Below are 9,284 nucleotides of genomic sequence, written 5' to 3'. Positions count from 1 at the left end.
GCGGTCATCGTGATGATGCCTTTCGAGTGGAGGTAAGAGACTTCTCGAAGGATCACACGGTGACCGCGCTTACGTCGCGAGCGACGAGCCGGCCACCGTGGGCTACACCACGCTACGGGGCACTACTGCGACCAACTCGAGTCCAGTCAGTTCCGCAAGTAGCGGTAGCGCGTCGACTGGGCTTCGTATGGCGAGATTGAACGTGTTGCCGCGGAGGATCAACTCGAATCCGAAGAACGGGCAGCACGCTTGTTCCGCGGCCGCCAATTCCGTCGCCTCAGCTAGCCGGGCGACGGGCAACGAGCATGTCACGCCTCCTGGAATACGATGCAACTCCGCATGGGAGAGCAGCTCACGCCACGCCGCAATCTGCTGCTCCCGGCCCTCTCCTAGGCTGCAGGCGACCGGCGGGGGCGGTTCCTTCAGCAAGAACGCGCACGATGGGTCGCAGCGCTGATCTCTGTCGGGAAGCTCGTCCAGGTGGACCCTTGCCGACCGAAGTGCCTCCCGAAGATCCGAAAGACCCGCGATGGTTTCCTCGACCCGCGCCACGTGTTCATCGAGTCGAGGTCGCAGACGAGCCTTCACTGATAGGCACGCCTCCGACTCCCATGAATCCAGCAGCTCGCCGATCTCCGCGAGGGGCAGATCGAGGCGTCGGGCAGCATCAATGAACCGCAAACGATCTAGTACATCCTCCGAATACGACCGATATCCGTTGCTCGCGCGCCCGCTTGGCACGAGACCGATCTGGTCGTAGTACCGCAGCGTGGATGACGGCACTCCACTGCGCTGCGATACTTCCGCGATCCTCAGAGTCATACCCCGACGATAAACCTTCGAGTGAACTCGAAGGTCAAGCCCGCGGCCAGCTTGGAGCAGCGGCAGGTGTACCTCGGTGGCGAACGTGCGCGTTCACCGGGCGATGGGTGAACGCGCAGCCGCCGCGCGCTCCCAGGTCTGGGTCGCCATCTGCACGGCGTCCCACGGTGACCCGAGCGGCGGAGTGTAGGAGAGGTCCAGGTCGCTCATCTGCGCGACGGTCATCTCGTGATGCAGCGCGGTGGCGTAGGTGTCGACGCGTTTGGCGATCTCTGCGGTGCGCTGGCCGACCAGCTGCGCGCCGAGAAGTCGGCCATCTTCGTCGCCGGTGATGCGGATGTTGATGGGGGTTGCGCCCGGGTAGTACGCCTTGTGGTCGTCGGGTGTGGAGGTGACGGAGACCGGCGTGAAGCCGGCGGCGATAGCCTCGTGGTCCCGTAGGCCGGTACGTGCGGCGACGAGGTCGAAGATCTTGACGACCTGCGTGCCGAGACTGCCGGCGAAGTGGGCGTTGCCGCCGATGGCATTCTCGCCGGCGACGCGGCCTTGCTTGTGGGCTGTGGTGCCGAGCGGGAGGTAAGTGGTCCCGAGAAGGCGGTGGTGGGTGACGACGCCGTCGCCGGCAGCCCAGACGTTCGGGAGTCCGGTGCGCATCTGTTCATCGACCGATACGGCGTCGCCAGGGCCGGTCGTGGCACCCGCGGCGGTGAGGAGGCTGGTGTTCGGGCGCACGCCGACCACGACGAGCACAACGTCAGCCGTGCGGCTGAACGCCTCACCCGCATGGGCTCCGGTGACGACGATCCCGCGGTCATTACGACTGATGCTTTCGACGCGAGCGTTGATGATGACGTCGACACCGTGGCGGGTGAGTTCGTCGTGAACGAGAGCGCCGAGTTCAGGGTCGATGGTGGAGAGGACTTCCGGGCCGCGCTGCAGCTGGGTGACGTGCAGGCCTCGGATCGTGAGGGCTTCCGCCATCTCGAGGCCGACGTAGCCGGCGCCGACGATGATGGCGGTCTCCGGCTGGTGGGTGTCGAGGTACTGCTCGAGCGCGAAGGTATCGCCCATGGAGTGCAGCACGTGGACACCATCGTCTGGTCCGAGCTGGTCGAGTCCCGCGATGCCGGCGGTCGATGGTGACGCGCCCGTTCCGACCATCAGCTCGTCATACGCAATGGTCGATTCGGTGCCGTGTTCGTCGCGCACGTGGAGGCGGCGTCCGGCGACGTCGATGTCGGTGGCAAGGGTATTCAGGCGGAGGCTCATGCCGGTGGCTTCGAGGTCGGCGTGCGTGCGGTGCGCAAGCGACTGCCAGGGCTGGACTTCGCGGGAGAAATAGTACGGGATCCCGCAGATGGAGAAGTTCGGGAAGGCGTCGGCGACGACGACGGTGACGTCGACCGACGGGTCGAGCTCGCGGGCGCGGAGGGCGGTGGAGATGCCGGCGTCGCTTCCGCCGATGGCTACGAGGTGCATGGTGGTGGGCCTTTCAGGAGTGGGCGGGGATGACGACGTCGCCGGCGACCCGGGCGACTCGTGTGTAGAGGTAGGAGACGAGGGCGAGCCCGAGGGCGCCGCCGACGAGCTGGGCTCCGATGAAGGGCAGCACGGCAACGGGAGCGATGCCAGCAAAGGTGTCGGTGAACAGTCGGGCGATGGTGACCGCTGGGTTGGCGAACGAGGTGGAACTGGTGAACCAGTACGCGGCGCCGATGTACGCGCCGACGGCAGTGGCGATGACCGGCGGGGTGGTGGTCCGCGCGAGGGCGAAGATGAGGAGGACGAGTCCTGCGGTGGCAACGACTTCGCCGATGAGGTGACCGGCGGTGGCTCGATGGTTCGAGGAGAATGCCGGTGTCACGTTGAACATGATGCTCGCGAGCAAGGTTCCCCCGATTCCGCCGGTGATCTGCGCCGCGAGGTACGGGGCGACATCTCGGGGCGCGACGCCGTCGCCGTGGCGGCGGCCGAGCATGAAGTCGGCGAGCGTGACGACCGGGTTGAAGTGGGCCCCGGAGACCGGGCCGAACATCAGGATGAACACTGCGAGCCCCAGCGTGGTGGCCAAGCTGTTCTCGAGGAGCTGCAGGCCCGTGTCGTCGGGAGAGAGGCGCTGGGCGGCAATGCCGGATCCGACGACGGTGGTGACGAGCAGACCGGTGCCCAGGAATTCGGCCAGCAGCCGGCGACTCAGGGCTGGGCGGGTGGGTGTGTTTTCGTTCATGGCTGGCTCATCTTGACTCACAAGGGATAGTTCAGTCAACATTGAGTCAATGAACAGTGAACGAAGTCTCCTTCAGGTGCGGGCAGCCAGGCACGCGGCGCTTGGCGACCCGTCACGACTGCGCATCGTCGACCTGCTGACCCTGGGCGATCTCTCCCCGAAAGAGATCGCCGTATCCCTCGACATGCCGTCGAACCTCGTGGCCCATCACCTCGGAGTCCTCGAATCCGTCGGTATGGTCGGCCGGTCGCGGTCAGAGGCAGATAGACGACGCAGCTATGTCCAGCTGACGCCGAGTGCGCTCGAAGGACTCGTGCCCTCCCCGGTCGATGAGGCAGCACGTGTGTTGTTCGTGTGCACCGCGAACTCCGCACGCTCACAACTGGCCGCGGCCATGTGGGCGCAGCGCAGCGCCATCCCCGCGGTCTCGGGCGGAACGCAGCCGGCGGAGCGAATCGCCCCGGGTGCGCGCGACGCCGCACAGCGCCACGACCTGACCTTGACGGACGAGACGCCCCGCCATCTCGATGACGTCGCAACGGACTCGGACTTCATCGTGACGGTCTGCGACAGCGCACACGAGGCGCTGAGCCCTCGCGGCCACCTGCACTGGTCCATCCCTGACCCGGTGAGAGTCGGCGACGACGCTGCGTTCGATACCGCTTACGACGAGCTCGAGCGCCGCATCAGCGAGCTCGCACCACGCCTGACCCTGACGCGTTGAGAGAGATCATCTGATGACCACCGCACCCACTGTCCTGTTCGTCTGCCAGCACAACGCCGGTCGCTCTCAGCTCGGAGCCGCACTTCTCGAGCACCTCGCCGGTGACCGCTTCGCCGCGACATCTGCGGGTCTCGCGCCTGCGGAGACCGTGAACTCCGCTGTCGCCGCAACCGTCGCGGAGCTGGGACTGGACATCACCGACCGGGTCCCGCGCTCGGTCACGCAAGATGATCTGCAGACTGCGGACGTGGTCGTGCTGATGAAGCCCGGGCTGCAGCTGCCTGGCACGCCGCGAGGTGAGGTTCTCCAGTGGGAGTTCCCCAACCCCGAGGCGTGGGATGTCGAGGCCGTCCGTCCTTTGCGCGAAGCGGTGTCCGCGAAGATCAGCGAGACGCTGCTCGCGCGCTGAGTCAGACGGATGCCGGGGCTCGCCCGATCTGCACCACCTGAGCGGGCGGCGCACAGCATGCCCCGCCGAGCGAGGCACCGGATGCGTCGAACAGGCCAGCCCCTCCGCAGACGCCCGTGTCCGGCAGCACCAGCTCGACCCGATGGGCAGCTTCATGGTCACCCGCAAGCTCGGCGACAACGCTCCGGACTTGCTCGTAGCCGGTGAGCGCAAGGAATGTCGGCGCACGCCCATACGACTTGGCTCCGACCATGTAGAACCCCGGTTCGGGGTGCGCAAGGTCTGCGGCGCCGGTTGCGGCTACTGAGCCGCAGGAGTGAATGTTGGGATCGACCTCGGCAGCGATGCGCGGCGGGGCCTGCAAGGTCGAGTCGAGCTCGAGGCGAAGCTCTGACAGGAACGAGAGGTCCGGACGGAATCCGGTCAGCACGACGACACGGTCTGCGGTGAGCGTGCGCCCATCCTCCGCGACGATGGTGGCGCGATCCGCGTCGATAGAGATGCTGTCAACCCGGAAACCGGTGACCAGGTCGACGAGACCCGCGTCGACCAGTTCCTTCGCCCGAGTCCCGAGTGCGCCACGTGCCGGCAGTTCATCCGCGTCGCCGCCGCCGAAGGTGTTTGCCGTGGTCGCACGTCGGAGCGCCCAGGTGACCGTAGTCGCGGGGTCGCGACGCGCCATTCGCGCCAAAGCGAGGACGGCCGTGATGGCCGAGTGCCCTGAGCCGATGACGATGGTGTGCTTGCTGGCGAACTCAGTGGTGTTGCGGAAGTCCGGGATCCTGTACGTCAGCGCGCTGGAGACGGCGCGCTCTCCGAGAGCGGGCAGGCCGTCAGCACCCGCAGGGTTCGGAAGGCCCCAGGTTCCCGAGGCGTCGATGACCGCGCGCGCCTGCAGACGATACTCACCGTCTGCCGAATCGACGCGCACAGTGAACGGCTGCTGTCCCCGGTCTGCATCGACCAGGCGGTCGCGACCGCGACGAGAGACACCCACCACGCGAGCTCCGTAGCGAACGCGGTCGCCTAGAAGGTCAGCGAGCGGCTTCAAGTACGCCGCGATCCACTGACTTCCGGTTGGATAACCCGACCGCGGCGCCTCCCAGCCCGTCGGCGCGAGGAGACGAGCAGATGCAGCATCGACGAGCTCACCCCACTCGGAAAAGAGTCGCACGTGGCCCCACTCGGCAACCGCCGAAGCAGCGCCCTCACCGGCCTCGAGGATCACGACCTCCTCGCCGCGTTCCACGAGATGTGCGGCAGACGCCAGGCCCTGCGGACCGGCACCGATAACAACAACGGGCAACGACTCATCCATCACGAGCTCCTCACTCTTTCTGACGTATCGAGACTTGTCGATACATCGACAGATGTCAATACGTATGGCACACTCAGAACATGACGACCCAGCTGCCGCTCCTCGCGACCGACGCGACCGCGTGCTGCTCGCGCGTCACCAGCGGAATTCTCGACGTCGCCGAGGCGGAGCGCATCTCGGCAACTTTCAAGGCGCTCGGAGACCCGACACGCCTCCGCCTGCTGTCTCTCATCGCAGCATCCGAAGGCGGGGAGGCCTGCATCTGCGACCTCACCGAACCCGTGGGCCTCTCCCAGCCCACTGTCTCCCACCACATGCGTCTGCTCGTCGACGCGGGACTCGCGACCCGCGAACAGCGCGGGCGCTGGGCCTACTATCGAGTCGTTTCGGAAGCGCTCCACGCCGCCTCCCGCGCATTGCAAGACTGAACAACCGCGCCCGTGTCTCGCGACGAGTGGTTAGCTATCGGTGAGTATCCACAGACAGACCTGCGGGGCTTCTCATTTCTCCGTGAGGAAGAGTTCCGCTAGGGCTTGGCGAGGATCGGGCGGGACCGGAAGAGAGAGTCGGGCCCGGATCGTTTCCGGAGAAGCTCCGGTCTCTTCGATCTCTGCGATGGCGCAGGCCATGCGGTAGGACTGCAATGTGTCGGCGTGCTGCGCTTCGTATCGCCCTTGCTGGAGCAGACTACCTAGCCTCGTACAGAGCACGAGGAAGACCGCCATCAGTGTTTCAGTTGCGAGCGCGTCATCATCATGGTGAATCCGCTCGTGCGGCGAGGCCGCGATGACGTCCTTCACCCCTTGGCGAACGCGATCCGGCAACTTTTCGACCAATGCTTGAACTCGCGTCAGAGACACGGACGCGTCGAGCCGATGAGCCAGATGATTTCGTTCTCGGTTGACTGCACGGATCGCTGTCGCCACGTCGGTATCCACGAGACCGAGCCCGTCGCACAGGTTAAGCTTCGAAGCGAACGATGCCCGGTCGAGAATCACGGCGGGCCGGTCCGCACGCAACTCGATGAGCGCGGTGAGCGCCTGCTCAAGCAAAAGGTGACCGCGCAGGAACGACATAGCAAGCTTCGCGTCGTGGTTGAACAGCAGCGCACCAAATTCCGCAGTCCCAGGGTATTTAGAGCCCATGCGAACCTCCCGGAGGAAGGCTACCGGGTGGATCGACTCCGCGCTCTCCCCGACCTCCACGTGGAGAGGATCTCCGTCGAGCAGTCAACCAGTTCATCACATTGCATCATTAGGGGGCGTGTCGTCACCGGCGGCCGCCTCGGCCGCAGCTTCGTTCGGAGGTTCAGTCTCGGATGGAGATGGTTCGCCGGCAATCTTGCTCTGCACCGCAATCTGCATCACAACCGAATCGTCGTCGCAGAGCACGCGACGAGCGAGGTGAGCCGCGTGTGAGAGAACTGGGTGTTCATCGACAGCTTTTGACAACACCTCCTGCGAAACACCCAGCTCATAGAGCAGGTTGAGGATCACCACCGAAGCCGTTACTTCTGTCACGGCGTGCAAATGCTCCAAGTCGTTCGACGCCGAACCAGTATGAGCGAGTAGATTGCGTCCGTCCTTGGCGGCCTTTGCCCACACTTCAGGGTTGTGCACGAGGCGATGTCCAGCGTCTCCGACACGGCCAACAAGGTCGAGAAGCCTCTGCTTGAGCGTCGGAACGTTCGAATGTTCGGTCAGCCGGTCCGCGAGCCATGCCTTCCTTTCGGGCGCAACGGCGTCCAACAGCGTTCTCCTCAAGGCCTTAAACTCGACGGGCGGTATAGGTGGCGCGGGCGTGAGAGCGCGGTGCATCGACTCAGCGGCTGCAACTGCCGTCACGAGGCGGGTCTCGACGTACCCATTGCGCACGTATCGCAACCCAAGAATCATGCTCCGCGCGGCAGCGAACTTATCCCGAATCTCCAGCCAGCGCGGCATGAGCTCCTCGAAGGGCAAGTCGGCGAGTGTGAGCACGTAGTTTCGGAATGGCAGAGCGTCGTCGTCAGGGCGCGGCTTGACGATCCGTTCCATGTAAATAGTGACCTCGTTCGGCTGGTCACGCATCGGATGAGTCTCCGGCCACTGATCTGGGGTGGGCGGGACGTACACACGCATGCTGACGATGCCGCAAGCGCGTAGCGTCGAAAGTGACATCAGGTCGGCGGTTGAGCTGAGCAGGTCGACCCAATACTCGAGCGGCTGCGGGTCTTCACGCTCGAAACGAATCACTTGACTTTCCCGCACCCGGGTGACCCGTTGGGAGCGTGAGTCCTCCGAGAACGGGTACCAGGCATAGTGGCTCAACTTCACGCTGAGGGGGCCTGCGGTCGCCGTCAACGGAGACAGGCGGCGAAGCTCGATCTCCCCCATCGTCTCGCCGCTCTGCGCGCCGAACTGAACCCGTGACTCGACGCCGCTCCTTCGTGACCACACAGTCAGATCCTCAATGTCACCGACACCAGCGACGAACGCCGCTTCGTCAGGTGTCTCCATCAATGCTCCGACGAGAGCAGTGCTAGCCCGCACCTCAAGGGTGTCCGGTTCCCCGAAGAGACCTCCTCGCGCTGTGGCGAGACTGGCGTTGAGCAATGTGACTGGCTTGTTGCCGCCATAGCCGTGGACCATCGGCCAACTCTTCACCTCGTTGGTGACGATGGTCGAGCCATTCAACCCAGGCCGCGTGACGTGGTAGTCCCAGCCCCCGATGAGACGAAGCCGAAGACCGCTCTCGGGTTTGAAAGACAGCACCCCAGGCACCTTCTTGTCTGGTTCTTCAGGTAGCCACCAATGTCCGGTCCAGTCGTTCGGCTCGCTTAGCTGGGTCTCAGTCATGAAGGCATCATTGCGCACGCGACCGACATGCGCAGCGACTCCGCCGTTAAGGGCCAGCCAGTCGGAGGGCCCTCAATTCAGGAGGCTCAGGGGGCCAGCTCGCCATTTCGAGCGTCGCCGCGAACTGGCTGAAGCTCTCCACCCTCGTGAAGAACAGATCGTTGTAGCCAACGGGCAGGAGCTCACGCGAGTCTTTTCGTGGCGTGAATATGAGTTCTGGGAGCAAGACGAAGCCCTCGATGTTGTACGCGGAGAGGTCGTAGTTGTCCCCTACAGGGGAGGTGCGTATGGTCGCGATTCGGTCGTGCCATTCGTCGAGGGCCTTGTCGAGACGCGTTCTTCCGCTCCTCGCTGCGGCATACTCCCCGGCCAAGTAGTTCGCTTTGATCAAGAACTTCTTGCACGACACGAGAAATGCGGTGCTCCCCGCCACGAGTATCGCATCGACGTCAGTGATCTGTTTGCCATTCAACTTGAGAGTTCGCCCCCGCATCGCTTGTATCGGCGTTGGAGGTGCGAGCGCGCTCTGGTCAATCAGGTTCTGGGTGGCGAGCTCGAACTCTTCAGCGGAGAGGTTGGCGATAGCGCCGCCTGTGTGTGGCGAGAGTTTCAGCTCGTGGGTGACATGCCAAGTGTGCGCCCATACGTCCACCGTTGTCCGTCCATCCCGCTCCTGGATTATGGGGCCAGGCAGACTCCGCTCGCCATGAACGTATCTCGCTCGGACTTGGTCGAGCACCCGAGTTGCCGTGAGGCCTTCCTGCGCGTTTGCTGCCAGCCAGGCGGCGACTGGTCGACTCTGGAGCACTTTCTCTAGCTGCTGGGCCGCCCCCGTTGTTAGGTCCGGTCTCTGTGTGAGTCGTCGGGTTTCATTTCGTGGGTGCAGTGGCGAGCATAGTCGGCCGGGGTGAGGTAGCCCAGCGCCGAGTGGCGTCGCACGGTGTTGT

The 9,284-nt window shown here is 64.5% G+C and carries 10 protein-coding genes; 3 read left to right on the top strand and 7 right to left on the bottom strand.

Going from position 1 to position 9,284, the window contains the following annotated elements; all coding sequences use genetic code 11:
- Window positions 1-102: 102 nt before the first annotated feature.
- From WFM69_RS19450 to WFM69_RS19045, 3 genes are all read right to left on the bottom strand, one after another.
- Window positions 103-822: a MerR family transcriptional regulator gene (locus WFM69_RS19450; RefSeq protein ID WP_442928452.1), complete on the bottom strand. Its 720-nt coding sequence runs from the start codon at window positions 820-822 to the stop codon at window positions 103-105.
- Window positions 823-915: 93 nt separating this feature from the next.
- Window positions 916-2,301: an FAD-dependent oxidoreductase gene (locus WFM69_RS19050; RefSeq protein ID WP_337007386.1), complete on the bottom strand. Its 1,386-nt coding sequence runs from the start codon at window positions 2,299-2,301 to the stop codon at window positions 916-918.
- Window positions 2,302-2,314: 13 nt separating this feature from the next.
- Window positions 2,315-3,049, bottom strand: coding sequence for an MIP/aquaporin family protein (locus WFM69_RS19045; protein WP_337007385.1), 735 nt, complete (start codon window positions 3,047-3,049; stop codon window positions 2,315-2,317).
- Window positions 3,050-3,098: 49 nt separating this feature from the next.
- Between WFM69_RS19045 and WFM69_RS19040 the strand changes: the two genes are divergently transcribed.
- Both WFM69_RS19040 and WFM69_RS19035 read left to right on the top strand, forming a co-directional pair.
- Window positions 3,099-3,773: an arsenate reductase/protein-tyrosine-phosphatase family protein gene (locus WFM69_RS19040; protein ID WP_337007383.1), complete on the top strand. Its 675-nt coding sequence runs from the start codon at window positions 3,099-3,101 to the stop codon at window positions 3,771-3,773.
- Window positions 3,774-3,786: 13 nt separating this feature from the next.
- A complete protein-coding gene (locus WFM69_RS19035) occupies window positions 3,787-4,182 on the top strand; it encodes an arsenate-mycothiol transferase ArsC (protein ID WP_337007381.1) in 396 nt (131 codons plus the stop codon).
- 1 nt (window position 4,183) lies between these two features.
- Here the strand turns inward: WFM69_RS19035 and WFM69_RS19030 are convergent, their stop codons facing one another.
- Window positions 4,184-5,500: an NAD(P)-binding domain-containing protein gene (locus WFM69_RS19030; RefSeq protein ID WP_337007379.1), complete on the bottom strand. Its 1,317-nt coding sequence runs from the start codon at window positions 5,498-5,500 to the stop codon at window positions 4,184-4,186.
- Between the two features lie 80 nt (window positions 5,501-5,580).
- On the opposite strand from WFM69_RS19030, the gene WFM69_RS19025 reads away from it, so the two are divergent.
- The gene (locus WFM69_RS19025) at window positions 5,581-5,928 is read left to right on the top strand and encodes an ArsR/SmtB family transcription factor (protein ID WP_337007377.1); all 348 of its coding nucleotides are present in this window, start codon (window positions 5,581-5,583) and stop codon (window positions 5,926-5,928) included.
- 72 nt (window positions 5,929-6,000) lie between these two features.
- Here the strand turns inward: WFM69_RS19025 and WFM69_RS19020 are convergent, their stop codons facing one another.
- The 3 genes from WFM69_RS19020 to WFM69_RS19010 all read right to left on the bottom strand — a co-directional run bounded on the left by WFM69_RS19020 (window position 6,001) and on the right by WFM69_RS19010 (window position 8,989).
- Window positions 6,001-6,645 (bottom strand): hypothetical protein, encoded by a 645-nt coding sequence (locus WFM69_RS19020; RefSeq protein ID WP_337007375.1) that lies wholly within the window; start codon window positions 6,643-6,645, stop codon window positions 6,001-6,003.
- Between the two features lie 96 nt (window positions 6,646-6,741).
- Window positions 6,742-8,337 carry a HEPN domain-containing protein gene (locus tag WFM69_RS19015; RefSeq protein ID WP_337007373.1) on the bottom strand — a complete coding sequence of 532 codons (1,596 nt, stop codon included), beginning with the start codon at window positions 8,335-8,337 and terminating at the stop codon, window positions 6,742-6,744.
- 46 nt (window positions 8,338-8,383) lie between these two features.
- Window positions 8,384-8,989 carry a hypothetical protein gene (locus tag WFM69_RS19010; protein ID WP_337007371.1) on the bottom strand — a complete coding sequence of 202 codons (606 nt, stop codon included), beginning with the start codon at window positions 8,987-8,989 and terminating at the stop codon, window positions 8,384-8,386.
- Window positions 8,990-9,284: the final 295 nt, after the last annotated feature.

The sequence above is a fragment of the Microbacterium sp. LB12 genome, from assembly GCF_037150835.1.
In the GTDB taxonomy this organism is placed as follows: domain Bacteria; phylum Actinomycetota; class Actinomycetes; order Actinomycetales; family Microbacteriaceae; genus Microbacterium.
The sequence above is the reverse complement of the archived record's forward strand: the minus strand, read 5'-3'. Positions and strand labels throughout refer to the sequence as shown.

Excerpts from the sequence above, each read along its gene's own strand:
- WFM69_RS19045 (WP_337007385.1), bottom strand. The coding sequence starts at position 3,049 with ATGAACGAAAACACACCCACCCGCCCAGCCCTGAGTCGCCGGCTGCTG.
- WFM69_RS19035 (WP_337007381.1), top strand. The coding sequence starts at position 3,787 with ATGACCACCGCACCCACTGTCCTGTTCGTCTGCCAGCACAACGCCGGT.
- WFM69_RS19450 (WP_442928452.1), bottom strand. The coding sequence starts at position 822 with ATGACTCTGAGGATCGCGGAAGTATCGCAGCGCAGTGGAGTGCCGTCA.
- WFM69_RS19040 (WP_337007383.1), top strand. The coding sequence starts at position 3,099 with ATGAACAGTGAACGAAGTCTCCTTCAGGTGCGGGCAGCCAGGCACGCG.
- WFM69_RS19030 (WP_337007379.1), bottom strand. The coding sequence starts at position 5,500 with ATGGATGAGTCGTTGCCCGTTGTTGTTATCGGTGCCGGTCCGCAGGGC.
- WFM69_RS19025 (WP_337007377.1), top strand. The coding sequence starts at position 5,581 with ATGACGACCCAGCTGCCGCTCCTCGCGACCGACGCGACCGCGTGCTGC.
- WFM69_RS19020 (WP_337007375.1), bottom strand. The coding sequence starts at position 6,645 with ATGGGCTCTAAATACCCTGGGACTGCGGAATTTGGTGCGCTGCTGTTC.
- WFM69_RS19015 (WP_337007373.1), bottom strand. The coding sequence starts at position 8,337 with ATGACTGAGACCCAGCTAAGCGAGCCGAACGACTGGACCGGACATTGG.
- WFM69_RS19050 (WP_337007386.1), bottom strand. The coding sequence starts at position 2,301 with ATGCACCTCGTAGCCATCGGCGGAAGCGACGCCGGCATCTCCACCGCC.